The following is a 24,572-nucleotide window of genomic DNA, read 5'->3' on the forward strand; positions in this document are numbered from 1 at the left end:
AATGTTCGAGTCAAAACGTGAAGAGCAACGCCCGACGATTCGAGTCTATCGGGCTGACAACCGCTTCGAGGACAGCGCGTTGTCGGCGTTCGCTCATCTCGCCCAGGAAATCTGGCGCCATCGAGCCCACGTGAGCCTGCTCTTCACACGGGACTTCAGGGCGGCGTATCGCGGTTCCGCGCTCGGCGTGTTCTGGAATTTTGTGCTGCCTCTGCTGCCGGTTTCCGTATACGTGTTTCTCTCGGTTGCAGGTGTTTTCCCCGCGATCGAGCATCTGCCGCGGGCAGTTTACGTGTCCTTCAACGTAACGCTCTGGCTGCTCTTCGCGGGATTGGTGGAGCAGCCGATCCGGGTGGTCAAGTCGCGAAATTCCGAGGCGATGAAGACGTCTTTGCCTATCAGCGTATCCATCGTCTCCAGTATGGCAGCCTTGTCCTTTGAAACGCTGCTACGGCTTCTACTGGTCGCGGGTCTCGTTCTGGCATATCAGGTGCCATTGGCCTTGACTGCGCCGCTGACCGTCTTCGCCGTCCTGATTGGGATGGTGTTCTCGTTGTCTATCGGGCTGATGCTCGCAATTTTGAACATTGTAATGCCTGACGTACAAAGCATCGTAACGGTCGTTATGCGCTACGGGATCTTTGTCAGCGGCGTGATCTTCCCGCTGCCGGCCATTGAATCGTTGCGCTGGCTGGAAGTCTTGAATCCGTTTGCCCTCATCATTCAAGTTGCACGAGAACAGGCGTTCTCTGGATATCTGACGCACCCAGTCGCACTTGCGGCCTTTACCATTGCAACCATCTTGCTGACATTGTTGGCCGCGCGGGTGTTCTACCTGATGGAATATCGCATTCGCGGGATCGTTTGATGTTTCTGCCGAACGACACGATCCTTGAGGTCGAAAAGGTCTCAAAGATCTTTTCACGTAGCCGTTCTGTAACCCAGCAGCGTCTGGGGAAGACGCTCTCGCGTGTCCTGTTCGGTCGCTCCTTCGACCCGGCATCAGCCCATCTGCAACATGGCGAATTTCGCGCGCTGAACAATGTAAGTTTCGCGCTGAAGCGAGGGGAGGCGTTGGGCATTATTGGCCTGAACGGATCCGGCAAGACGACGCTTTTGCGCATGCTTGCCGGCCAGATCCTGCCCGACAGCGGTCAGATCACGGTAGTGGGAAAGACTGCCTCCATGATCGACTTGACGGCAGGATTTCAGCCGGGCGCCAGCGGGCGAGAGAACATCTTCCTCCGCGGTGCCGCACTCGGCCGTTCGCGCGCGCAGATGGAAGCCGACTATGACGACATCGTCGAGTTCTCGGAACTGGGCGATGCGATTTCTGCACCTGTGGCGACGTATTCGTCCGGCATGACGATGAGGCTGGCCTTCTCGATCGTCGCTGCGGCCGCACCCGATCTGCTTTTTGTCGACGAGGTTCTTGCGGTCGGTGATTTCAAGTTCCGGCAAAAGTGTCTTGCGAGAATGCGAGAGCTTCGAGAGCGATCAGCCTTTGTCATGGTTTCGCACAGCATGACCGATATCACGCGTTTTTGTGACGAAGCCATCGTCCTGCACAAGGGCCAGATAGCCTTCAAGGGGAAATCAACCAAGGCGGTTGAATACTACCTTTCCGAAATAGAGAAGTCTCCCGAACCGGCGACCAAGCCTAGCTTGGCAAAAGTGACCGGCCCGGAATTTGAGAATAGCGACGCGGTGGCGAACGTTCGTGCATACTGGAGCGACCCCAGCGGAAACGAGCTCACGAAAATCCGCCAGGGCTCAGAGTTGTATTTCAATGCCAGCTTTGTTTGCTCTATCCCTACTCGCAATTTGATTATCGGTATACCTGTATGGTCAGAGGACGGCACATACATAACTGGTTTCTCCACCGACCAGGATTTTGGTTCCATCAAGACTGATGACGGTGGAAGAATCTCCGTTCGCTTGGTTGTTCCATCCTTGCACTTCAACGCAGGTGTCTATTACTCGACCTTCGCGATCGTCGATGGAAGTGAGTTTCTTTGGAGGAAACCAAACAATCCGTTGACCGTACTTCCAAAGGTGAATCCGCAGTGGGGTGCGGTCACAATCCCCAATCGATGGGAATATATGTAACCCCATCTCTGCCCTGTGTGGCGGCACAACCTTTTGCTGGAGCAGAAACTTGAAACCCCCGATATTTCATCGAATGTTCGACTACGACCGGCGACTATTGCCCAATCGACACCTGGCTACTCTCGAGGAAGGAGTTGGCTCGATTGGAGAGGCGCGCAAGAAGACTGGCGCGTCGATCGGCTATCCTGGCTGGGGGCTGATCTATCACATGCTGCTGAGCCACCTTGACCGGAGTCGAGAGGAAACGATTGTCGAAACGGGAACCAACTGGGGTTCGACGACCATCGTTCTGGCGCAAGCCCTGATCGACGCCGGCTGCCGCGGGAGAGTAATCACTTTTGAGCTCGAGCAGGACAATGTCGACATAGCGAAGCAGAATCTTGCGGCTGCAGGCGTCGGCGATCGGGTAGAGATCGTCGTCGGAGACAGTCGGCAAAATTTGCCCGCGACGTTGAAAGAAAGCATCGCGCCAAGTTCACTCCGCTTCGCCCTCCTTGACGCCTCTCACCTTGAGATGGACGTCCTGGCTGAGTTCGAATGTGTACTGCCGTACCTGGCAAGCGACGCCCTCGTGGTATTCGACAACACATATTGCCTCGCCGAAGGGAGCGAAGATCGGCGGGTCAACGGTGCGTTGAAGCAATTTCCCGACAGGTATGGGGGAAATCTAATCAATCTCGAATTCGTATCCTGGTACACGCCGGGACTGGCAATCTGGCAACGTCACCCAAAGCTGTGAATGTTTCCCACCTGCACCAACCTTCGTGGCCCTGAAGCCAAACCGTCTCGGATGGAGGATGAAATGTTTGGGCCGGGCGCCTTGTATCTTGTCGGTCCGTTCCGTGCCGGAGGGCTTTCACTATGACGCCGAAGGAGCAGGATTGGCACCCCGGCGCTGGATCTCTTGCAGCAGAATATCCAAGAGTTGCTCGCCTGCCCGGCTGCACACGTGTTCCACATCCGCCCACCCGGCCTGGTCTGTAAAGACCGAAGGTATATCGAGAACAGGAGCGACCTCGGCGAGGGCCGAACGGACCCGGCTCATCCTTTCGCCAAAAGTGCTGTCGATCATTGCACGAACCTTCGTGGGCCATGGCGGGACGTAGAGATAGACATCGATTCCATCGGCCCGCAGTTCCCGTATGAATGCGGCAAGCTCAACGTTGACGAAATGCTCGGCCTTGTCGGCGCCTACTGCTCCGATCTGGCCGCGGATTGATGCCAACTGCTTGTCCGATATGTCGACCCCGTCGGAACAGAGCGGCCTTTCGACCGGCAGCTCTTCGGGGCGCGCCCTCTGCCATGGCGAAGCGGGTCTAGCCGAGACCTGCGACAGGCCGAGCATAACCTTTGCGGAGCGCAATGCTTCGGTAGCATCAGACAGGTAGAGCAAGGGAAGGGTGGCATAGCGGAGCGATCGATCGCTTCTGGCCGCTGTTTCCTCTGCCGGCCGAAGTCGAGTGTACGGTATGCCCAGCAATACGGTCTTCACATTCGGGAAGTCGTCCCGGAAGTGCCTGAAGTAGTCGAATTGTTCCGGCAGTGACGCCCCCCCGAAGGCGAGCGTATAGAATTTGCGCCCGCGAACGGTCGAGGACCTGGAAGAATAAAGCCCGCCAACGAGCTGCTGTACCCTTGAGTCCCCCAGAAGGAGAATCTCGGCCGCTTCCTTTCGTTCTACCCTGTCTTGCTCGATCTCGAAGGCCGACCACAGCGCCACGTCCGTTCGCCGGAAGGTCTCCCAACGGTCATACTGGAGCCGATAGCTCGTAAGCTGGGCATTGAAGGGATCGACCACGGCGATCATCCACATGCATATTCCCAACGGCACGATAGCAATCAGGAAGGCACCCAACCACAGGAGCCATGGCAAGGGCGTGGAAGGAATGGGTTCAAAAAGCGAAGTAGATGAACTCACGCGGCTCTCCACGCCAGACGACTATCAGGAAGATCGTCAAACCCAGAAGTACGGATTTCAAGATCAGCGGCAGTTTGGCCCAAACCTCCGCAAACGTACGATTTCGCATAACAAATGAGTAGACTAGCGCCCCAAGCATGACGAGTGAGACCAGCCAGCGCGATTGCATGTCGACCAGGTGGCTCGATGCGGCACCTGGTGAGGCCATTGCCTGCAAGATCGAGGCGGCATCGGAAAAGCTTGCGGCGCGAAAAAACACCCATGCAATCACGGTCAGAATGAAGGTCGCGGCCCAACCCACTATCAGCCAGCCCTTCGAGCGCCACTCGAAGGAACGAATGAGGCGCTCGGCAACCAAATACGAGCCGTGCAGCGTCCCCCACGCAACGAAGGTCCAAGCCGCGCCGTGCCATAGGCCGCCAAGGACCATTGTGAGCATCAGGTTGCGGTACGTCTTGAAGGTGCCCCCACGATTGCCGCCTAGCGAGATGTAGAGATAGTCCCGCAGCCAACTCGACAGAGATATGTGCCATCTTTGCCAGAAATCCGAAAATCCGATGGCGGCGTATGGGTAGTGGAAGTTGATCGGCAGCCGGTAACCGAAGCACAGGGAAATGCCGATGGCACAAGTCGAATAGCCTGCGAAGTCGAAGAATATCTGCCCCGTAAAGGCAAGGACGCCAATCCAGGCATCGGCGAACGCCACCCTTTCGGCGCTTTCGAACACGACAACCGCGGCGTCCGCGAAGACTCCATCGGCCAGAACCGCCTTCTGGAAAAGACCGAAGACAAAAATGACAAGGCCCCAGTTCACTTTCTTCCAGTCGAGCCGGCCCACATCAGGATTCTCGGTCTGGGGGATGAAGTCCTTCCGTCGGACAATTGGTCCGGATACCAACTGAGGAAAGAAAGCCACATAGAGAATGTAGTCCAGAAAGGTTGCCGTTTTGGCGCCTCTGTACACGTCGACCACGTAAGAGACCGAGTGAAACAGATAGAAGGAAATCCCCGCAGGCAGCAGAATCTGCTCGATTGACCAGTTTCTGTGAATGCCCCAGTAGTCGAAAAGCCACGCAACATTACCTTCGACGAACATGGCGTATTTGAAATAGCCCAACAAAGCGAGCGGTCCAGCAACTCCAAGCCACATCCAAAGACGTCTTTGCTGTGGCAAGCGAACCACTATTTCCGTGGCGAGCCACGTGTAGATGGTGGCGGCACCCAACAGGAGAACGTACCAGGGATTGAACAGAGCATAGAATATGTAACTTGCGACAATCAGCAGTATCTTCTTCGCCACAGCTCCCGGAAGGGCGAAGTAGAGAATGAAAGTCGCGAGAAAGAATGGGAAAAACTGAAGCTGGTTAAAGACCATGTGCGGCACAGGGGGCGGTACGGTTCGCCTAGAAACCACAGCCTCTTTTCAGACGCAACCTGAACAGCGACGTTTTGCACATGAGCGCCGGGGTGAAGCGCCTGGACGGCACATGCATCAAGGCCAAGGGATCGGCGGCAGAGCCGAAGGGGTGGTGGAGTGCGCCGTGGACCGGCAACGGCGTACTCAGGGCGCGAGAGACACTGCAATGAGGAAAGGCCCCGCGCGCCCCGAGATCTGGCCGTGGCAAGGGACACCACGCGAAGCACAGCTTGGCCTGCTTGCCCTCCCCACTCGTTAGAACTTGACATCGGGATGGGCCTCCGGAGCATATGTCCCATCCGAATGCTTCATGGAAGTCAACTTCTTCTATTCGAGCAGATCGTCATAGGCCTGACGACGGAACAGCTCGAGCTTTCCGCCCTTCGTAGCATTTATGATCTCTCGGCCTCCCGCAGAAAATACATCTCGGGCCAATTCGTAGTTCAGCTTGACGCGATCCAATTTCGGATTCTTCCATGTCTTCCCGGCACCGAAATAGGAAGGATTGAAGTGGTTTGGATCAGCTTCCGTTGAAGTGATCAGATCGCCTTTGACGATGGCATTTTGAGGAATGACGTAGGAGAAGTCCATTCCTATCATGTATACTTTCAAGAAACCGAAGTAGTAGGCCAATTGAAGATTTATGTACGTGACCGACTGACCGCAGAACACTCTGCTCGCGGCATCGACCGAGAACCGCGGCACGCAGAAGGAAGCCCCCTCCCGTTCGTAGAACCCCCGGTTCATGTGGAAGAACTGCACGTTGTCCTCGGCCGGGTGCAGTGATCGGTAAATCGTTGGAAAGAACTTGTACCGGGCTTCGTATGCGCGGATGGCATCGATGTTCTCCGCCATCACCGACGAATCTTCAACCACATAAAAAGTGGGATCGAAACCCATTTCATCCTTCTTGTAAAAGATGCCATTGACCGCAAAAGTGTGCTCGTTCTTAAGCTTGGAGAGGTCGAGCGCGTTCAGCGAAGGTCCATTTCCGATGATGAAGCAGCGCTCTCCTTTGTACCGGTCCTTAAGTGCGCTCAGCCTTTCGTAATCCGGCGAGAGATCGAGGCGCTCCTCCTTGTGAAGAATGAACGGGGCCGCGATGCCAGCGCGTGCCGGCACTGCCACCGGCCCCGGACTTTGGTCCCTGTTGGCGGGACAGGGGCCGTCTTCGGGTTCCAGCATTCTCTCCACGAGGGGCAGCGCATCGCCAAGCGCTACCTTCATATCGGGCACTGCCGGCGCATTCTCATCGGGCAAGCCGACCGGGGCGGCCGGGTCCACGAGTTCGACCAGCAATCCAGGGCCTGACGTAGCGAAGCCGCGGATGGCTCCGTCATAAGGCCGCATCACGATCTTGACGGCAGGCGCCAGGCGCCACTCGCGCAGCGCATACAGGTTGTAGGTAAGATAGGGCAGTTTCCTGGAAATCCAGAAATCTTCGACACCCTGGTCACCGGATACCGTTTCGGCGCTGACGAGAACACAGTTTTTGGCGTTCTCGCCCAGGCGCGCCGCCAGATCCGCCATCAAAGCAGCCTGCTTGAGGTTTGCCGCGAACAGCGCGACATCAACGCTCGATCGGACAGGTTCGGTGTCCACTAGACGCGTTTCGCGCTGCAACGCCGAATAATGGGCAAGGATGGCGTCCCGCGCGGCTATCAGGTCGCCCCCCAGGTCTGCAGTGTCCGCATCATCGATAGCCAGGTAACGCGCGAGCCCCTTCGTTATCATTTGCGGCACATCGAAATGCTTGAGGGCGTAGGGCCACAGATCGCCGGGAATGCTTGTCAGAAGTTCAAGGAATGAGGCCCCGGAGCGCATGTAAGCCATGGCTCCGTACTGCACCGTACGCCTCAGGAAATTGTCGGCGCGGCGGTAAGTATCAAGCCCTTCGTTGAAGACGAACGGCGTTCCCGAAACGACCTCTTCGGATGGCAGGGGCGAATGGACCCAGTTGAAGATTCGCTGGCCCGACTGCAGGTGCTCGAGGGGCATCGTGCGCACCATGCTCCCCGATTTCCGCCGATAGACAGCCGCTATGCGATTGACCGGCTCGAACCAGTAGCCATGGCGCATGACGCGCTGCCACATATCCCAGTCTTCACAACCGAACCGGAGCGTCTCGTCGAAACCGCCGAGAAGACGAAGCACGTCGGTCCGCAGTATCGGTGCATGAGCGTTGAAGGGGCATTCGCCTTCGGACGAGACAAACGTTTGCGCGCGGCCCGAATAATTGCGTCTCCGGGGCAAATAATCGGCTGTTATCGTTTCGGGCGCCTGCACCACACCGCAATAGACGCCGGCGATGCGACCGTCCGTCAATTCTCCAAAACGCCTGAGCCGTATTTCGAGCGCATCCGGCAGGAGAATATCGTCGGCATCGAGGAATGTGACAAAGGGCGTACGTGCAAGCCGCAACCCGGTGTTTCGCGAGGCGCCAAGGCCCGAATTGCGCAGATGTCTCAGCAAATGGAAGCGCCGATCGTCTCCGACAGCTTGCTTGGCCAGCGCCGCGGATCGATCGGTGCTGGCATCGTCGACGATCAAGACCTCGAAATTGCGAACTGTCTGTCCCTTCAGACTTGTGATCGCGTCGGAGACGAACCGCTCTTCATTGAACAGCGGGACCACTATCGTGACGCATGCTGTCTCAGACCCCAATTCCGGGATGGGGTATGCTCGCGTGGCCGCCGGTCCGTCGATCTCCGGGGGCGGCAGTCGGTCGACCGCCTCCCGCAACAACTTGCGGGCGTTGGCGACAACCTCGCGTGACGGGTTCGCCTGCCCGATCGAGGGTTCTGACTGCGCCGCCTCCACCATCCTCGCGACCGTGGGCGCGGGTCTCAGGGCCGGTGCCCGCGGACCGAAGCCCATGATGCGCGATCTGACGTAGCCGGAAGCCAGCATGCCCAGAAAGAACGTCACTCCCGAATTGAACGCCAGAACCGGGATCACCGCCAACGTCGTCGAGGTCCGCCCTTCAGGCAGGAAAAGGGCGGCTATGAGCGCGGCGGCATTCGCAGCCAGCAAGGCCAGGGCAGTTGCGACGAAAGATCTCCGTCGGTTTCGCCGCAGCCAGTCCAGCACCCCGACCAGTTGCCCTGTGATCCGGCGAAACAGCATCACGCGGGGCCGGCGGCTCGCCGAACAGGGGAATATGAGAATGCAACTTGGGTATGCCACCCGGTCGCCAAGGTAGTCCGGTTGCTATCGAAGATTGTTCGCGTTCCCACTTTGCCCCCCTGACAACATCCAATCCCGACCGCAATTGATGGGGTCCACCGTCAATCCACTATCCCAACGCCTGCTCGAGCGGCATCTTTGGAAAGATCCGCAGCTTGCCGCCCTCGGTGGCATCGACGATCTCCCGGCAGTCCCGCTCGAAGGCCTCCTTCGCCATTCGGTACGAGACCTCCGACAAGGCGAGGTCCGGCGCATGCCAGGCAGTGCCCGGACCGAAATAGTTCGGGTCGAAATGGTTGGGGTCGGCATCGCGCGCCGTCAGCTTTTCGTTCGGCCTGCCTTCGAAGGTGAAGGCATGGTCGACGCCGATCAGCACCACGCGCCGGTAGCCGATGTGATAGGCGATCTGCATCGCCGCGAAGGTCACGGTCCCCCCCACCCAAAGTCCGCGGCGGATGTCTGTGAAGAAGCCGCGGCGCCACCGCAGCGGCACGAACAGACTGTCGGGGTCCGAGAACAGGCCGGCATAGTCCCACGGCAGGAAGCGGGTCGCGGCAATATCGGCCAGTTCGCCGGAGAACTGCTCGATGACGAGATTGTTCGTGGCCACGACATAGCGCGGCGATCGCCCGGCGGCATTCCACAAGAGATAGCCGCGATTGAGACAGAATGTGTCAACGCCGTCGAGCCGGGCCAGATCGAAACCACGAACGCTCGGCCCGTTTCCCATGATGACGCAGACATCGCCACGCCGGGATCCGCGCAATCGGGCAATTGCCGCGCGGTTGGCGCGATACCGCGGGTCGAGCCGATACTGCGCGTTGGCCAGGTCCTGAAGCCGCGTCGCTATGGTCGAACGCAGCCGCGGGGACAACAGGGCACCGCCGAGCCTGCGCAGCGACGGCGGGAGATCGTCCGGATGGGGAATTCTCATGCGCGGTGCGGCCGCCTTCCGTTGCGGCGCCCCCGGAAACCATCTCTGCTCGGCCTCAGCATCGTCTACCCAACATTTGCGTCTCGCTGCCGCGCCCTGCTGTGACCGCCTGCGCCGGGGGACGACTTCGTCCTTTGCGTGCTCCGGCCCGACTCCGCTTACCACTGGTTGGGACCGTTCGAACATGGTTCGAGGCAGTGCCCGCAGCGGACCGAACCGGATTCCGGCGCCTCCCTCTGGCACCACGCACCGTCCTATGTTAGTGCGCCGTCAAATTCAATGCAGTCGGAACTTCGAATCGAAGGATGTCCAAGGACCAATTCCTGGTCGTTTTCGAGTTCCGCGCGGATCGGCCGCCGCGGAACGACTGTGGGGATCAGTGCAGCGCATCATGAAATGTTCCATCGTCATTCGCGCATATAACGAGGCGAAACATATCGGGAAGCTTCTCGTCGGCCTCTCCAATCAGTCGCTGATGCCGCATGAAGTCATACTGGTCGACAGCGGCTCGACGGACGACACGGTGGCGATCGCACGCGAGTTCGGCGTCAAGGTGGTACCCATCGACAAGCGAGCCTTCACCTTCGGCCGGGCATTGAACATGGGCTGCGCTGCAGCGACCGGCGACATCCTGGTCTTCGTCAGCGCCCATGTCTATCCGAAGCACCGCCACTGGCTGGCCGATCTGGTGGAGCCGTTCTCCGAGCCCAATGTCGTGCTCTCCTACGGAAAGCAGCGCGGCAACGAGCTCAACCACTATTCCGAGCACCAGATCTTCGCGAAATGGTTTCCGAACGACTCGGCGTTGCCGCAGCGCAGCTATTTCTGCAACAACGCCAACACCGCCATACGCCGGTCCGAATGGGAAAGACGGCCCTATGACGAGATGCTGACAGGGCTCGAGGACCTGGACTGGGCAAAGAAAGCGCAGGCCGAGGGCGGCTGGATCGCTTATGTCGCGGAGGCCGAGATCATCCACGTCCACGAGGAAAGCTGGGCCACGGTGCGCAACCGCTACCGCCGCGAGGCCCTGGCGATGCGCCGCATCGACGACACCGCGAGTTTCGGCATCCTCGACTTCCTGCGCCTGCTCCCGGCGAACATCCTGAACGACCTCTGGCACGCTTTCGCCGAAAAGAAGCTGCTGGCCGAGATGAAGTCCATCATCCTTTTCCGCTACAACCAGATGGCGGGCACCTATGCTGGCTACAGCGGGCCCAACGAGGTGTCGGACGAGTTGCGCCGGCGCTTCTACTTTCCGGTCTCGCGCGCGGAGAAGAACGGGCAAAGCGGCCGCGAAGCCGCCGAGGAGCTCGACTACGACGCGCTGATGAAAGCTCCCGAACGTTATAATTTCGAACGCGACGAGGCCGAGCTTCGCCGCCAGCCGCGGCACTGAGCGGCCCCGCAAGGACGCGCTCGCCCTTCCCGCCTTGCCCGTGCATCTTCTTTCGCGCTAACGGGATGCGCGACCAATCCCTGGGGAAACCTTGTCATGACCACGAAGAAACCACGCATCGCAGCGCTGATGCCCATGCGCCACAATTCCGAGCGTGTGCCGGGCAAGAACTACCGGCCTTTCGGCAACGGACTGCCACTGTTCCACCACACCGTCGACACGCTGATGAATTCCGGCAGGGTGGACGTGATCGTCATCGACACCGACTCTCCGACGATCAAGGAACAATGCGCCGAAAAATACCCTGATGTCGTGATCCTCGACCGGCCGCAGCATCTGCTCGGCGGCATGACCCCGATGAACGACGTGCTGATCCACGACGTGCGTTCCGTCGAGGCCGACTTCTATCTGCAGACGCACTCCACCAATCCGCTGCTCAAGCCCGAAACGGTCGGCAAGGCGATCGACACGTTCCTGCAGAACTATCCGATCCACGATTCGCTGTTCTCGGTGACCAAGGTCCAGACGCGCTTCTACGATTCGCTCGCTCGGGCGATCAATCACAACCCGAACATCCTCATCCGGACCCAGGACCTCCCCCCCTTCTACGAGGAGAATTCCTGCATCTATATTTTCGGCAGGGACACGCTGCTCAACGAGCACACGCGCATCGGCCGCCGGCCATACATGTTCGAGATCGATCCCTATGAAGCGGTCGACATCGACGAGGAGATCGACTTCCGCGTCGCCGAAGAGATTTTCCGCCTGCGCTGAGGGTGAGCCACGACCATGCCGAAAGTACTGATCACCTGCATGCATCTGCAGCGCCATTTCGACAAGTTCCGTGAGGAATATGAGGCGGCGGGCGTCGAGGCCGTGCTGCCGCCGATCCCGGGGCAGCAGTTCGGCGCCGAGGACATGGAACGGCTGCTCCCCGGAATGGACTGCGTCATCGCGGGCGACGACGCCATCAACCGCACCGCCCTTGCCCAAGCGCGGGACAAGGGCCTGAAGGCCGTCATCAAATGGGGGATCGGCACGGACGGCATCGACAAGGTCGCGGCCCGCGACCTCGGCCTGCCGGTCTTCAACACCCCGGGCGTGTTCGGCGAGGAAGTCGCCGATCTCGCTCTGTCCTATCTCCTGCTCCTCGCGCGCGGCCTGCATCGCATGGACGCATCGGTGCGCGCCGGCGGCTGGCTCAAGGTCGAGGGCCGCAGCCTGTCCGGCAAGACTGCCGGCGTCGTCGGACTGGGATCGATCGGCCGCGCGATTGCCCGGCGCTGCGCCGCGTTCGGGCTGGACGTGATCGGCAGCGACGAACAGCAGATCGATGCCGCCGCGCTCGCCGATGCCAGTGCCACCCAGGTGAGCTTCGACGCTCTGCTGGAGAAGAGCGACTTCGTCGTGATCGCCTGCAATCTGACGCCGGAGAACCATCATCTCTTCGACGAGCGAGCCTTTGCCCGCATGAAGCCGGGCTCTTTCCTGATCAATGTCGCTCGCGGCCAACTGGTCAAGGAAGCCGCCCTCGCCGAGGCGCTGAAGAGCGGGCATCTGGCAGGAGCCGGCCTCGACGTCTTCGAGGTCGAGCCGCTCCCTGCCGACAGCCCGCTGCGGGAGTTTGAGAACTGCGTGTTCGGCACGCATAACGGCTCAAACACCGCCGACGCGGTCCATCGGGTCAACCGGATGACGACGGACATCCTGTTCGACACGCTCGGCCTGCGCGCCATTTCCGGCTGGCGACCCAATCGCGTGGCCTGACCCGGCCGCTTCGGACGGCCCAGGGCGCGGCTTCGAGTCCCAGGTCGCGAACGCCACAAAGCTCAAGCGGGCGCTCCGGTCCACCGAGGCGCCCGCTGATTTCGGGGCTCTTACCGACGGACGATTGGAACCCGCCGCTCCTGTCCGTTCTTGCCGATACGGCGCACCAACATAAGGCACGAATCGGCCGCACGGCGGCCGGGACGGTCGAGCGATGGTGCTCGAAACTCGGGCATAGGCGACCCTGAGCTGCCCGGAATAGCGGCGGTTTGGCCGGATTGCCCGCTTTGCCGGCGAAAAACCGTAGCATTTTAGCAACAGCTTTTTTGCTTCGCACCATCCCAGGCTCCCGCCCGCGCCAATTGTGTTGAAGCGGCGCAGAAAAATGGGAAGAAATGTGGCGAGGCATTCGGCCAGTCTGTTTTGGCTGGGGGAACCGGGCGAGATCGATCGGCCGACCGAATGTCAAAAAAGAACGAGACAAAGTCCGTCTGGAGAGCAATTCATGACCATCAAGAGCCTTCTTCTTGGTTCCGCCGCGGCGCTCGTCGCGGTCACCGGCGCCCGGGCTGCCGACGCCGTCGTCGTCGCCGAGCCCGAGCCCGTCGAATATGTGCGCGTGTGCGACACCTACGGCGCCGGCTTCTTCTATATTCCTGGAACCGAAACCTGCCTCAGGATTTCCGGTTACGTTCGCTACCAGATCGGCTCGGAAAACTATACCGGCGGCGTAATCGACCCCGACACCGGCGAAGTGTCGGGCAGCACGCCCGACTTTCTCACCTACGGCGCCTATCCCAACCAGGAAGGATGGCTCAAGCAAACGCGTGCCCGCGTGAATTTCGACGCCCGCTCGGAAACCGAGTGGGGTTTGCTGCGCGGCTATATCCGTTTCCAGGCGTCGTGGGGCGACCCGTTCGTGCTGGACGACTTCGGTGGTTTGACCGGCTCAAACCCGTTCGCCGACGGACCGGTCGTGACCGACCAGGCCTATCTCGATCTCGGCGGCTTCCGCGCGGGCTATACCGAGTCGGCGTGGGTGGAATCGCAGAAAGCCGGCCTCGCCGTCTACGGTTCGCACAGCTGGGGCAGCATGTCCTATGGTGACGCTCAGCGACATCAGATGGGATATTCATTCGGGTCGGCCGAAGGCTTTGCATTGACCATCTCGCTGGAAGACGATGCGCTCGAAGGCAGGGGCTATGTGCCGGATGTGGTCGGCGTGGCCAGCTACAACCAGAGCTGGGGTGCCGTCTGGGCGAAGCTCGGCTGGGAAGACGATATCACCGGTACGCTCGACATACCCGGCGCGGAGCACGAGAGCGGCTGGGGCGCCCAGGTGGGCATGCAGTGGAACATCCCCAACGCACCTGGCTCGTCGCTGCGTTTGCTGGGCTTTTATGCCAACAGCGACACCCGGTTTGGTGTCGTCTCCCCGATTTTGGCGATCACCGGCGGCAACGGCGGAGCCGAATGGTCCATTCTCGGTTCCTACTACCACCAGTTCACCGACAAGTTCGGCGCTTCCGTCGGCGCGCAGTATTTCAACAATTTCTACGCCGGCGGCTCCGATGAGACCCTGGATCTCTCCGGATACGAGGCCGAAATCGCGCTTGCGTGGACGCCGGTCACGAATTTCGAGATCCGCACAGAGGTCTACTACGACAAGATCGAGGATCTGGACGGCTCGGTCTCGGGCTTCCTTCGGTTCACCCGCGACTTCTGATCGACAGCGCGACGACCATCGTTTGAACCCGGCGGGCCTCCCGCCGGGTTTCTTGTTGCCCGCAATGCGCAAGGCGTTTAATCCGTCCGCGGTGGGTTCCTGGTGCGGGAGCCCCTTCTCAACCGATCGCATGGCGAGCCCATCTCATGACCACCCGTCCTTCGCAGACCCCACTCGTCGCGGCCCTTCCGGCCACTGTGCCATTCGTGGGGCCGGAGGCGCAGGAGCGCAGCCGGGGAGCGAAGTTCCGCGCCCGAATCGGCGCCAATGAGAGCTGCTTCGGCCCCTCGCCCCGCGTGATCGCGGCCATGACGGCGGCTGCCGCCGACATGTGGATGTATTGCGACCCCGACAATTACGACCTGAAGACGGCACTCGCCGTCCATCTCGGCGTCGGCTACGACAACGTCGTCATCGGCGAGGGCATCGACGGGCTGCTGAACCTGCTGGTTCGCATGTATGCCGGGCCGGGAACGCCCGTGGTCACCTCGCTCGGCGCCTATCCGACCTTCAATTTCCACGTGGCGGGCTTCGGCGCCCGCCTCGTTGCCGTTCCCTACGAGAACGACCGGGAGAGCCTCGACGGGCTGCTGGCCGCCGCGCGTCGTGAGAACGCACCGCTGGTCTATCTGTCCAACCCGGACAATCCGATGGGCACCTGGTGGGAGGCAGGCGAGATCACGCGCTTCATCGAGGCGCTGCCGGAGACCACCATGCTGGTGCTCGACGAAGCCTATGGCGAGACCGGCCCGAAATCGGCGCAGCCGCCGATCGACGTCTCGCGTCCGAACGTCATCCGGATGCGCACCTTCTCCAAGGCCTACGGGCTGGCCGGCATCCGCTGCGGTTACGCGATCGGCGAGGCCGGCGTCATCCGCGACTTCGAGAAGGTCCGAAACCACTATGGCGTCAACCGCATGGCGCTTGTCGCCGGCGCGGCAGCCGTCGCCGACCGGGCCTATCTTGACCAGGTCGTGGCCAAGGTGGCGGCGGGACGCGACCGCATTTCGGCGATAGCGCGCGCCAACGGCCTCACGCCGATCCCTTCCGCCACCAATTTCGTGACGATCGATTGCGGATCCGATGGCGCCTTCGCGCTGAAAGTTATGCAGGACATGCTGTCGCGGGACGTCTTCATCCGCAAGCCCATGGTGCCGGGGCTCGACCGCTGCATACGCGTCAGCGTCGGTCTCGATCACGAACTGACCGTCTTCGAGCAGGAACTGCCCGCCGCGCTGGCGGCCGCACGGACAAAGTAGCGCGACCGGAGCGACACGTCCGTGTTTAGCGGACCTGTCAGGACATGTTCTGAAATTTCGATTCCGGCGTTCGCGAAATCTCTTCTCCGTAACGCAGGTTGTGTTTCAAGTTGTAGACTTGGCCTCGCTTGTCCTCGATAGCGACTCCGACCTCAAATATCCCCCACGTCCAAATCGTCAGCAGGCAATTGGGATTGGAGGCGGTCCGGATAATTCTCTTCACTCGCTCCCTGAATGAGGGATGCAATTCATAGGTGGCGCTCCGGACATAAGGAAGATCTTGTCCCTCCAGATAGATATGGACTTGGTAGAGCGGCTGGTCACTCGATGAGTTTTTCCAAGCTGGACCGCCGTTGCCGTTTGGGTTGAAAAGACTGTCCCTGACGGTGACGTTCAGATTTCCGTACATGTCATATCGCATCCCCTAGAAGTCGATCGGTGCCCCGCCTTTGATGGTAGGGCCAGTTCGGCGAGGGACAATATCTCGCCTTGTCAGCCAGCAGGGGGCCGCGGAGCCGCTACCGTCGGGACAGCTTCCGTCCCTGGAGCGGGCGAAGTCTCTTGCTTCGGGGCCCCACCTATTGTTCCCGCGACTGTGGCATCGGCAGGGCGGGCTGACGACTCACCGAAATAGTAGCCTAGGATCACGCCAACTATGCCACCAAGGGAACCTGTCACGGCCTGGAGAGCCTTCGCCAAGCTATCCGTTGAGTTGTCGATTCTCCACAACGAATAGAAGAGAGAGATCGCAAATACCACCACAATCAACAGCGCAAGAAGATGCCTGAAATCGTCGATAACCTTGACGAACAGATCAGCGATCACGTGCCGGATCGGGCTCCTTACCGTGAAACTGGCAGGCTGCTTTGCCAATTCCGTCTGTGAGAAACGTCCAAATCCGAATATCCAGAAAACCCATTGCAGGAGAAACACCAAAGCGAAAAAACAAAGAAACAACATTATCAAAGACGATTGATGCTGCTTAATCCCGACTAAGAATCCTTCCACTGCGCCCCCCATAGGCTACAAATTCCAACTCTACCTTATCATGAATGAGATCAACTTTCACGGAATTTCACGCCGGGCGATTCAAGCACATCCGTCGTAGGCACGTCACAGATCCAGTTCTGCAGATCCTCAAGCTCCCAGGTCTGGCCGACGAGGTCCTTGCCGAAACTGTGGTGCCGCTCCTCGGCCACGAGCCGAAAGCCGGCACGTTGATAGATGGCGCGAGCGGCGGACAATACGTCGTTCGTCCACAGCACCATGCGCCGGTAGCCGAATGCGCGCGCCTTTTCGATGCAGGCTCCGACCAGCAACTTGCCGATGCCCATCCCCCGGGCGGCCGCTTCGACATGGAGCATGCGCAGCTTGGCCGTCTCGTCGCCATCATGGACAAGAAAGACTGCCCCGACCGGTTCGCCATCACATTCCGCGATCCAGCAAAAGTCCTTCCCTTCGCGGAAATCGCGGATGAAGGCCGCGCCGATTTCGGCCAACAGCGCCTCGAAGCTGATATCCCAGCCATATTCCTCGGCATAGAGCAGCGCCTGGCGCTCGACGACCCACCCTATGTCGCCCACCCGGTGCGGCCTCAGGCTTATCTGTGGGCGTTCGCCGGTCGGGCCCAGAAGGCGCGTCACACGGCGCATCGCCTTTTCCAGTTCCGCGCGTTGCGAAGCGGAAAGCCCGCCGACGAGCCGCGACGCCTCCAGATCGGCCGCCGACTGGATCTTCGCCAGCGCCTCCCTGCCCTTTCCGGTCAAAGAGAGGATGCGCCGCCGCCCATCGGCCGTATCGACCCTCGCCTCTGTCAGGCCCGAGGCGGCGAATTTCCGCAGGATCCGCGTCAGATAGGCCGGATCGAGGCGCAGATCGGCCGCGATTTCCGATGCCGACGGCCCGTCGCGGTGGCCGAGTTCGAAGAGTACGCGCGCCTCGGTCAGTGTGAAAGCGCTTTGCGTCAGCGTCTCGTCGAGCAGGCCGACTGTGCGTGTGTAGAAGCGGTTGAATCGCCTGATTTCGGCGATGAGGGCGGACTGATCCGACATTGCGAGGGCTCCTCGGTTCACGGAAGTCTCGGTCAAATAATGGACTGAGTCAACTATATTGCCCCGACTTGCCTTTGGCAGGCGTCGCGCCAGATTAGCGTCTACATGATGGGAGACACGCGATGACAGACGATCGCGAGGCGATGCTGGCCAGCATCACCGGCAAGGTGCAGGGAGTGGGTTTTCGTGCCTGGGCGTGGACCGAAGCCCGCGAGCTCCGATTGTCCGGTTGGGTCCGCAACGAGCCGGACGGATCGGTGACCGCCCTCCTCATCGGCCCAGCCAGGTCGCTCGCCGCGATGGTCGAGCGTCTTCGCACGGGACCGCCGGGCGCTTCGGTTTCCGGTGTCGTCACCAGCGAGACCCGGCTTCGGGACGAACCCGCCGGATTTACCATTATCGGCTAGCCCGCTTGCTCATCCTCCTTGATCGGCCACAACGCGCCCAGCGCCTGAGCGTGTCCGATAGGGGCACGCGATGGTAACCTTGCTCGGCTGACCCGAGGAGCTGAAATGAGCGACACCGATCACGTCGTCTATCCACCTCTGAACACGCTGAAGCCGGTCGCGCAGGATATCTGGATCGTCGACGGACCCGCCATCCGCTTCGGTCCGCCGATGCTGAAAATGAGCTTCCCGACACGGATGACGGTGATCCGGCTCGCGGGCAACGCCCTGTTCGTCCACTCCCCAACGACACTCGCGCCGCAATTGAAGACCGAGATGGACGGCCTGGGGAACCCGGCCTGGATCGTCGGTCCGAACCGCATCCATTACTGGTGGATTCCGGAATGGAGAAACACCTATCCCGGGGCAGCCGTCTTTCTCGCGCCGCGGATAAGGGAACAGGCGGGCGATCACATCGATTTCCCGACGGACGAACTGAAGGGCGCGACCGGTTATCCATGGGATGACGCTATCGCCACCCTGCCCGTGGCCGGCAGCTACATGACCGAGTTCGTGTTCTTCCATCGCGCCAGCCGTACGCTGGTGCTGACCGATCTGATCGAGAACTTCGAGCCCGAAAGGCTCGGCTACGGAGCTCGCTGGCTGGCATGGGCCGGCGGCGTGCTCGATCCCGACGGCCAGATGCCTCGCGACATGCGCCTCACCTTTTCCAGGCAAAGGGAAGAGTTGCGTCAGGCTGTCGGTACGATGATCGGCTGGCAGCCGGACCGCGTCATCCTTGCCCATGGCCGATGGTACGAAAGGGACGCCGTCGAGGAACTGCGTCGCGCCTTCCGGTGGCTGATGGACTGAACACCGAAGGTTCATGGCTGCCCCAATGACGGTGCCTCCGACTTGCCGCTTGTCGCCGTCGATTGCGTCTGCTTTGTTTCGGTCCTGCGCATCACGAAGGAGACGGCCGTGTACGAACGCATCCTCATCACGACGGACGGTTCCGAACTCGCGCAGAAAGGCCTCAAGCATGGCCTGGCGCTGGCCAAGCGGATCGGCGCCAAGGTCACGATCGTGACCGTCACCGACCCCGTGCCGATCGACGGGACCGCAACGCTCACCGGCCACATTCCCGTACCGATCGACATCGACCAGTACGAAGCGGGCCGCAAGGAGTTCGCCGACCGGATATTGGCGGCGGCGAAGGCCGATGCCGACAAGGCGGGTGTAGAGGCGGCAACGCTCCATATTCCCGGCAGGTTCGCCGCTGACGCCATCGTGGAAGCCGCACCCAGGATCGGCGCCGGCCTGATCGTCATGGCATCGCATGGCCGGCGAGGCCTCGGCAGGCTGCTGCTCGGCAGCCAGACACTGGAAGTGCTGACCCATAGCACCGTTCCGGTTCTCGTCGTCCGCTAGGTTGGCTTGCGCGGCTTCGTCCACGCCTCACCTGGCTGGCCTCTTCAGGGGCCTCGGCACGGCAGCCAAGGCCTTATTCGAAATTCGCTTGCGAACTTCGGATCAATCGCTGAAAAGCCGGGCTGCCGCTCCTATATGAGGGCCGACAACGAACCCCACGAGGACCTGCCCGCCGATGCTGAATTCCAGGACGACCCGATTTGCGGCCTTGTTCGCCGGTCTGTTCCTCGCTTTTTCGATGGTCGCAACCGATCATGCCGACGCGCGGCGCGGCGGCAGCTTCGGCAGCCGCGGTACGCGCACTTTCCAGTCGGCACCGCCGACCCGTACCGCGCCGCAGGAGACCGCGCCGATGGAACGTTCGATGACGCCGAACACCGGCCAGCAGAACGCGCCCCGGCAGGTCCAGCCCAGCGCGCAACGCCCGGGTTTATTCAACGGCATCGGCGGGTCGTTGCTGCGCGGCCTGGCGCTCGGCGGGCTGATCGGGCTGCTGCTCGGCCATGGATTCGGCGGACTGGCCGGCATGTTCGGCTTCCTGCTTCAGGTGCTTTTGATCGGTGGGGCCGTCATGTTGCTCTTGCGTCTGTTCCGCTCGCAGCAGGCGCCGGCGCCCGCCATGGCCGGCCGCGGCATGGGTAATTTCGCCCACCGCGAAGCGGCGCCGCAACAACCCCCTGCCGCCCCATCCTTCGGCCGCATCGGCGGCGGCCGTTCGAACGGCGCCTCCCCGTCGCGCTCGGCTGACGAGATCGGGCTGACCCAGGACGACCTCGACACATTCGAACGCCTTCTGTCCGAGGTTCAGGGCGCCTTCGGCCGGGAGGACCACGCCGCGCTCCGCCGGTTCGCGACGCCCGAGATGGTCTCCTTTCTGTCGGAAGAACTCGCCGACAACGCCAAGAACGGCGTGCGAAACGACGTCTCGGATGTCGCGCTGCTCCAGGCCGACATTGCCGAAGCCTGGCGCGAAGGCAGCGCTGAATATGCCACGGCCGCAATGCACTACGAATCGCGGGACGTCACGCTCGACCGCGCCACCGGCAAGGTCGTGGATGGCGACGCCGACCAGGCGACCGAAACGACGGAACTGTGGACATTTGTCAGGCAGAACGGCGCCGACTGGAAACTGTCGGCAATCCAGCAGGCCTGACGTCGCCCATTTCAAACGCATCTGGCGGCCGCTCCGATCCGTTCGGGGCGGCCTTCGTTTGCGCCAGGCCATCGATGCACGTCCACGCGAAATCCGTACCAACATCGACGGATGACGCCTCGCTTCCGGGCGTAGCCCGACCCTGCCCCCCATCGGTCTTTCGGATTCGTTGTTCCGCTCTCACCCGTTTGCGACAATCGCAAATTGAAATCATGCGCATCGTGACGGTCTCTCTCCTGGACCCGGCGCTCGGTCGTCCAGGCGGATTTGCGTGGTTGCGATGGGCGGGCAGGACAAGACGGAGAGGTGCGTTTCATGCCGACGGCGATCGACGACGTGCTGAGCATGCTCGAAAACGCCGTGCTCAACGGCAATGTCTTCAACGCCAATGGCGCAGGCGGCAGTCCTGACGTCGATCCCGGCAGCGTGATCGCGGTCAACGGCCAGACTGCAAGGGTGAACACGTCGTTCGCGCTGCCTTCGGGTGCCTTGCTCACGCTCAACAGCAACGGAACATTCACATACACCCCCAATGGCGCATTCGATCTCGCCCAGCCCGGTTCGGGCGCGAGCAATCTGACGGCCACCGACACTTTCACCTACACGATATCGGGCGGAGACACGGCAACCGTAACCATCACGGTCACCGGCGTCGACGGGAGCGACACTCTTCAAGGAACGGCGGGGAACGATGTGCTGTTCGGCAGCATCGGCGACGACATCCTGTTGGGCGGGGCGGGCAATGACACGCTGGTGGGCGGGAGCGGCTCGGACCGTCTCGAAGGCGGCGCCGGCAACGACCTCTATGTCCTGGGCGCGGAGAACGACACCGTTATCGACAGCAGCGGCATCGACACGATCAGTTCCACCATCGACCGAAGCCTCGTCGGATATGCGGCAATCGAAAACCTGACGCTGCTTGGAACGGCGGCGATCAAGGGCACCGGCAACGGCCTTGCCAACATCATCGACGGATACCAGAACACGAAGGCGAATGTGTTGACCGGCCTCGGCGGCAACGACACCTATATCGTCGGCGCGGGCGACACGGTCGTCGAGGCATCAGGCGGCGGCAACGACATCGTCGGCAGCCATGTCACCTTCACGCTGCCGGCCAATGTCGAGAACCTCGCTCTGCTCGGATCGGCCCTCGTCAATGGCACCGGCAACAGTCTCGCCAACACCATCGACGGGTCGCGCAACGTCAAGGCCAACGTGCTGACCGGGCTCGGTGGCGACGACACCTATCTCATCGGCGCAGGCGATACCGTCGTGGAGGCCGCGAACGGCGGCAACGACACGGTGCGCGCGCTCGTTGGCCATACGCTGTCGGCCAATGTCGAAAACCTCGTCCTGGTCGGCACGGCTGTCATCAACGGCGCCGGCAACGCACTCGCCAACAGGCTCGACGGTTCGCAGAACAGCAAGGCCAACGCGCTCTACGGCTTCGCCGGCGACGATGCCTATGTGGTCGGCGCCGGCGACACCGTCGTCGAGGCGGCCGGCGCCGGTAACGACACCGTCGGCACTTATGTCACCTTCACCCTGCCGGCCAATGTCGAGAACCTGACGCTGCTCGGATCGGCCGCTATCGACGGCACCGGCAACAACGTCGCCAATACGATCGACGGCTCACTGAACGTCAGGGCCAATGTGCTGAGAGGGCTGGCCGGCGACGACACCTATTTCATCGGCGCGGGCGACACGGTGGTCGAAGCGGCGAACGGCGGCAACGATACCGTGCGCTCCTTCGTCGGGCACGCGCTCTCGGCCAATGTCGAGAATCTGGTTCTGCTCGGATCCGGCTTCATCAACGGTGCCGGCAACAATCTCGCCAACACGATCGACGGCTCTCAGAACGCCAAGGCCAATGTCCTCAGAGGCCTCGCAGGCGACGACACCTACGTCATCGGCGCAGGCGACACGGTTGTCGAGGACGCGTCCGCCGGCAACGACACTGTGCGTTCGCTCGTCGGCCATACGCTTTCGACAAATGTCGAGAATCTGATTCTCACCGGCACCGGCATCATCAACGGCACCGGCAACAATCTCGCCAACACGATCGACGGCTCCCAGAATTCCAGGGCCAATGTGCTCAGGGGGCTTGCGGGCGACGACACCTACATCATCGGTGCAGGCGACACGGTCGTCGAGGCGGCGGGCGGCGGCAAGGATACGGTGCGCACCTTCGTCAACCATACGCTCGCAGCCAATGTCGAGAACCTGGTCCTGGTGGGCACGGCCATCGTCAGCGGTACAGGAAACAACCTCGCCAACACCATCGACGGCTCGAAGAATGCGAGGGCCAATGTGCTCAAGGGCCTCGGCGGCAATGACAGTTATGTGCTCGGCGCCGGCGACACCGTCGTCGAAGCGGCCGGCGGCGGCACCGATACTGTCGGGTCCATGGTCGGTGTCACCTTGTCGGCCAATGTCGAGAACCTCACGCTGCTCGGTTCCGCGGCGATCAACGGCACCGGGAACAACCTCGCCAATGTCATCGACGGCACCTTGAACAACAGGGCCAATGTGCTGCGGGGCCTCGCCGGCGACGACACCTATTTCATCGGCGTCGGCGACACGGTCGTCGAAGCCGCATCCGCAGGCAACGACACCGTGCGTTCACTGGTCAGCCATGTTCTGTCGGCCAATGTCGAGAACCTCCTGCTGATCGGCTCTCTTGCCCTCACCGGAATCGGCAACAACCTCGCCAATGTGATCGACGGGACGCAGAGTTCCAAGGCCAACACGCTGAAAGGGCTAGGCGGCAACGACATCTACGTCGTCGGCACAGGCGACACGGTTGTCGAGGCGGCCAATGGCGGCAACGATACCGTGCGCTCCTTCGTCAGCCACACATTGTCGGCCAATGTCGAGAGCCTCACGCTCATCGGGTCGGGAATAGCGAGCGCCACCGGCAACAATCTCGCCAACACGATCGATGGCTCCCAGAACGCCAGGGCCAATCAGCTCCGGGGCCTCGGCGGCAACGACACCTATTTCGTCGGTGCGGGCGACAGCGTGATCGAGGCCGCCGGCGGCGGCAACGACACGGTCTTCGCCTTCGTCGGCCATACGCTGTCCGCCAATGTCGAGAACCTGGTCCTCACGGGAACGGCGGCCATCGCCGGCATCGGCAACAACCTGTCGAACCTGCTCGACGGCAGTCGCAATACCAGATCGAACCAGCTCAAGGGTCTTGGCGGCGACGACACCTATTTCATCGGCGCCGGCGACACCGTCGTCGAGGCGGCGTCGGGCGGCAAGGACACAGTGCGTTCCCTCGTGAGCCACACGCTGTCGGCCAATGTGGAGAATCTGGTACTGACCGGCACCTCTGCAACCATCGGCAAAGGCAACGGTCTCGCCAATGTCATCACGGGAAACAACGCCGCCAACCGGCTCGAAGGCGGCGCGGGCGACGACTATCTGAGCGGCGGCCTCGGCAAGGACGTCCTTGTCGGCGGAGCAGGAAGGGACGGCTTCGTCTTCGAAGCCGCTCTCAATGGCGCCAACAATGTCGACACGATCCTCGATTTCGATGCAAGCAACGACGGGATCCTGCTCGACAATGCCGTGATGGCAGGACTGGGAACGGCGCGGGGAGCGCTTGATCCGACCAAATATTGGGCGAGCGAGACCGGCCTTGCCCACGACGCCGACGATCGCATCATCCTCGACGTCAAGACTGGCAAGCTGTTCTACGACTCCAACGGCAGCGCAGCCGGCGGCTCGACCCATTTCGCGACCATCTCGGCCAATCTGCTGCTTGCACCGGGCCATTTCCTGGTCATCTGAGCTTCCGGGCACCGGCGGTCAAACGACCTGCAGCCCTC

At 61.3% G+C, this 24,572-nt stretch carries 20 protein-coding genes; 13 read left to right on the plus strand and 7 right to left on the minus strand.

Annotation, left to right across the window (positions count from 1 at the left end; all coding sequences use genetic code 11):
- Position 1: 1 nt before the first annotated feature.
- From JN302_RS28255 to JN302_RS28265, 3 genes are all read left to right on the plus strand, one after another.
- Positions 2 to 868: an ABC transporter permease gene (locus tag JN302_RS28255; RefSeq protein ID WP_202307488.1), complete on the plus strand. Its 867-nt coding sequence runs from the start codon at positions 2 to 4 to the stop codon at positions 866 to 868.
- Complete coding sequence (locus JN302_RS28260; RefSeq protein WP_202307489.1) at positions 868 to 2,109, plus strand: ABC transporter ATP-binding protein; 1,242 nt, start codon at positions 868 to 870, stop codon at positions 2,107 to 2,109. The genes JN302_RS28255 and JN302_RS28260 overlap by 1 nt, the downstream gene beginning before the upstream one ends.
- Before the next feature lie 73 nt (positions 2,110 to 2,182).
- Positions 2,183 to 2,848 carry an O-methyltransferase gene (locus JN302_RS28265; RefSeq protein WP_202307490.1) on the plus strand — a complete coding sequence of 222 codons (666 nt, stop codon included), beginning with the start codon at positions 2,183 to 2,185 and terminating at the stop codon, positions 2,846 to 2,848.
- Positions 2,849 to 2,968: 120 nt separating this feature from the next.
- Here the strand turns inward: JN302_RS28265 and JN302_RS28270 are convergent, their stop codons facing one another.
- The 4 genes from JN302_RS28270 to JN302_RS28285 all read right to left on the minus strand — a co-directional run bounded on the left by JN302_RS28270 (position 2,969) and on the right by JN302_RS28285 (position 9,564).
- A complete protein-coding gene (locus JN302_RS28270) occupies positions 2,969 to 4,027 on the minus strand; it encodes a hypothetical protein (protein WP_202329920.1) in 1,059 nt (352 codons plus the stop codon).
- Entirely contained in the window at positions 4,002 to 5,402 is a 1,401-nt protein-coding gene (locus JN302_RS28275; protein WP_202329921.1) for an MBOAT family O-acyltransferase, read from the minus strand. Before JN302_RS28275 ends, JN302_RS28270 begins: the two co-directional genes overlap by 26 nt.
- A gap of 369 nt (positions 5,403 to 5,771) precedes the next feature.
- On the minus strand, positions 5,772 to 8,570 hold the full coding sequence (locus JN302_RS28280; protein WP_244846707.1) for a glycosyltransferase: 2,799 nt from the start codon (positions 8,568 to 8,570) through the stop codon (positions 5,772 to 5,774).
- 169 nt (positions 8,571 to 8,739) lie between these two features.
- Positions 8,740 to 9,564 carry a hypothetical protein gene (locus tag JN302_RS28285; RefSeq protein WP_202307495.1) on the minus strand — a complete coding sequence of 275 codons (825 nt, stop codon included), beginning with the start codon at positions 9,562 to 9,564 and terminating at the stop codon, positions 8,740 to 8,742.
- A 391-nt stretch (positions 9,565 to 9,955) separates the two neighbouring features.
- Here JN302_RS28285 and JN302_RS28290 point away from each other — a divergent pair, with 391 nt between their 5' ends.
- From JN302_RS28290 to JN302_RS28310, 5 genes are all read left to right on the plus strand, one after another.
- The gene (locus tag JN302_RS28290) at positions 9,956 to 10,963 is read left to right on the plus strand and encodes a glycosyltransferase family 2 protein (protein WP_202307496.1); all 1,008 of its coding nucleotides are present in this window, start codon (positions 9,956 to 9,958) and stop codon (positions 10,961 to 10,963) included.
- Between the two features lie 96 nt (positions 10,964 to 11,059).
- Complete coding sequence (locus JN302_RS28295; RefSeq protein WP_202307497.1) at positions 11,060 to 11,737, plus strand: acylneuraminate cytidylyltransferase family protein; 678 nt, start codon at positions 11,060 to 11,062, stop codon at positions 11,735 to 11,737.
- 15 nt (positions 11,738 to 11,752) lie between these two features.
- Positions 11,753 to 12,730: a phosphoglycerate dehydrogenase gene (locus JN302_RS28300; protein WP_202329923.1), complete on the plus strand. Its 978-nt coding sequence runs from the start codon at positions 11,753 to 11,755 to the stop codon at positions 12,728 to 12,730.
- A 505-nt stretch (positions 12,731 to 13,235) separates the two neighbouring features.
- Complete coding sequence (locus JN302_RS28305; protein ID WP_202307499.1) at positions 13,236 to 14,456, plus strand: porin; 1,221 nt, start codon at positions 13,236 to 13,238, stop codon at positions 14,454 to 14,456.
- 146 nt (positions 14,457 to 14,602) lie between these two features.
- Positions 14,603 to 15,715, plus strand: coding sequence for a pyridoxal phosphate-dependent aminotransferase (locus JN302_RS28310; RefSeq protein ID WP_202329924.1), 1,113 nt, complete (start codon positions 14,603 to 14,605; stop codon positions 15,713 to 15,715).
- Positions 15,716 to 15,752: 37 nt separating this feature from the next.
- Here the strand turns inward: JN302_RS28310 and JN302_RS28315 are convergent, their stop codons facing one another.
- From JN302_RS28315 to JN302_RS28325, 3 genes are all read right to left on the minus strand, one after another.
- The gene (locus JN302_RS28315) at positions 15,753 to 16,124 is read right to left on the minus strand and encodes a pYEATS domain-containing protein (protein WP_202307503.1); all 372 of its coding nucleotides are present in this window, start codon (positions 16,122 to 16,124) and stop codon (positions 15,753 to 15,755) included.
- 83 nt (positions 16,125 to 16,207) lie between these two features.
- On the minus strand, positions 16,208 to 16,723 hold the full coding sequence (locus JN302_RS28320) for a hypothetical protein (RefSeq protein ID WP_202329925.1): 516 nt from the start codon (positions 16,721 to 16,723) through the stop codon (positions 16,208 to 16,210).
- A gap of 50 nt (positions 16,724 to 16,773) precedes the next feature.
- Positions 16,774 to 17,766, minus strand: a complete 993-nt coding sequence (locus tag JN302_RS28325) for a bifunctional helix-turn-helix transcriptional regulator/GNAT family N-acetyltransferase (protein WP_202329926.1) — start codon at positions 17,764 to 17,766, stop codon at positions 16,774 to 16,776.
- Between the two features lie 122 nt (positions 17,767 to 17,888).
- Here JN302_RS28325 and JN302_RS28330 point away from each other — a divergent pair, with 122 nt between their 5' ends.
- The 5 genes from JN302_RS28330 to JN302_RS28350 all read left to right on the plus strand — a co-directional run bounded on the left by JN302_RS28330 (position 17,889) and on the right by JN302_RS28350 (position 24,534).
- The gene (locus tag JN302_RS28330; RefSeq protein ID WP_202329927.1) at positions 17,889 to 18,173 is read left to right on the plus strand and encodes an acylphosphatase; all 285 of its coding nucleotides are present in this window, start codon (positions 17,889 to 17,891) and stop codon (positions 18,171 to 18,173) included.
- A 105-nt stretch (positions 18,174 to 18,278) separates the two neighbouring features.
- Positions 18,279 to 19,025 (plus strand): DUF4336 domain-containing protein, encoded by a 747-nt coding sequence (locus JN302_RS28335; RefSeq protein ID WP_202329928.1) that lies wholly within the window; start codon positions 18,279 to 18,281, stop codon positions 19,023 to 19,025.
- 108 nt (positions 19,026 to 19,133) lie between these two features.
- Entirely contained in the window at positions 19,134 to 19,583 is a 450-nt protein-coding gene (locus tag JN302_RS28340; protein WP_202329929.1) for a universal stress protein, read from the plus strand.
- Positions 19,584 to 19,758: 175 nt separating this feature from the next.
- A complete protein-coding gene (locus JN302_RS28345; RefSeq protein WP_202329930.1) occupies positions 19,759 to 20,736 on the plus strand; it encodes a Tim44 domain-containing protein in 978 nt (325 codons plus the stop codon).
- 315 nt (positions 20,737 to 21,051) lie between these two features.
- A complete protein-coding gene (locus JN302_RS28350; protein WP_202329931.1) occupies positions 21,052 to 24,534 on the plus strand; it encodes a beta strand repeat-containing protein in 3,483 nt (1,160 codons plus the stop codon).
- Positions 24,535 to 24,572 lie beyond the last annotated feature (38 nt).

The organism is Mesorhizobium sp. L-8-3, from assembly GCF_016756615.1.
In the GTDB taxonomy this organism is placed as follows: Bacteria; Pseudomonadota; Alphaproteobacteria; order Rhizobiales; family Rhizobiaceae.

Excerpts from the sequence above, each read along its gene's own strand:
- JN302_RS28255 (WP_202307488.1), top strand. The coding sequence starts at position 2 with ATGTTCGAGTCAAAACGTGAAGAGCAACGCCCGACGATTCGAGTCTAT.
- JN302_RS28305 (WP_202307499.1), top strand. The coding sequence starts at position 13,236 with ATGACCATCAAGAGCCTTCTTCTTGGTTCCGCCGCGGCGCTCGTCGCG.
- JN302_RS28290 (WP_202307496.1), top strand. The coding sequence starts at position 9,956 with ATGAAATGTTCCATCGTCATTCGCGCATATAACGAGGCGAAACATATC.
- JN302_RS28265 (WP_202307490.1), top strand. The coding sequence starts at position 2,183 with ATGTTCGACTACGACCGGCGACTATTGCCCAATCGACACCTGGCTACT.
- JN302_RS28315 (WP_202307503.1), bottom strand. The coding sequence starts at position 16,124 with ATGTACGGAAATCTGAACGTCACCGTCAGGGACAGTCTTTTCAACCCA.
- JN302_RS28285 (WP_202307495.1), bottom strand. The coding sequence starts at position 9,564 with ATGAGAATTCCCCATCCGGACGATCTCCCGCCGTCGCTGCGCAGGCTC.
- JN302_RS28275 (WP_202329921.1), bottom strand. The coding sequence starts at position 5,402 with ATGGTCTTTAACCAGCTTCAGTTTTTCCCATTCTTTCTCGCGACTTTC.
- JN302_RS28335 (WP_202329928.1), top strand. The coding sequence starts at position 18,279 with ATGAGCGACACCGATCACGTCGTCTATCCACCTCTGAACACGCTGAAG.
- JN302_RS28295 (WP_202307497.1), top strand. The coding sequence starts at position 11,060 with ATGACCACGAAGAAACCACGCATCGCAGCGCTGATGCCCATGCGCCAC.
- JN302_RS28345 (WP_202329930.1), top strand. The coding sequence starts at position 19,759 with ATGCTGAATTCCAGGACGACCCGATTTGCGGCCTTGTTCGCCGGTCTG.
- JN302_RS28325 (WP_202329926.1), bottom strand. The coding sequence starts at position 17,766 with ATGTCGGATCAGTCCGCCCTCATCGCCGAAATCAGGCGATTCAACCGC.
- JN302_RS28310 (WP_202329924.1), top strand. The coding sequence starts at position 14,603 with ATGACCACCCGTCCTTCGCAGACCCCACTCGTCGCGGCCCTTCCGGCC.
- JN302_RS28300 (WP_202329923.1), top strand. The coding sequence starts at position 11,753 with ATGCCGAAAGTACTGATCACCTGCATGCATCTGCAGCGCCATTTCGAC.
- JN302_RS28350 (WP_202329931.1), top strand. The coding sequence starts at position 21,052 with ATGCCGACGGCGATCGACGACGTGCTGAGCATGCTCGAAAACGCCGTG.
- JN302_RS28260 (WP_202307489.1), top strand. The coding sequence starts at position 868 with ATGTTTCTGCCGAACGACACGATCCTTGAGGTCGAAAAGGTCTCAAAG.
- JN302_RS28280 (WP_244846707.1), bottom strand. The coding sequence starts at position 8,570 with ATGCTGTTTCGCCGGATCACAGGGCAACTGGTCGGGGTGCTGGACTGG.
- JN302_RS28330 (WP_202329927.1), top strand. The coding sequence starts at position 17,889 with ATGACAGACGATCGCGAGGCGATGCTGGCCAGCATCACCGGCAAGGTG.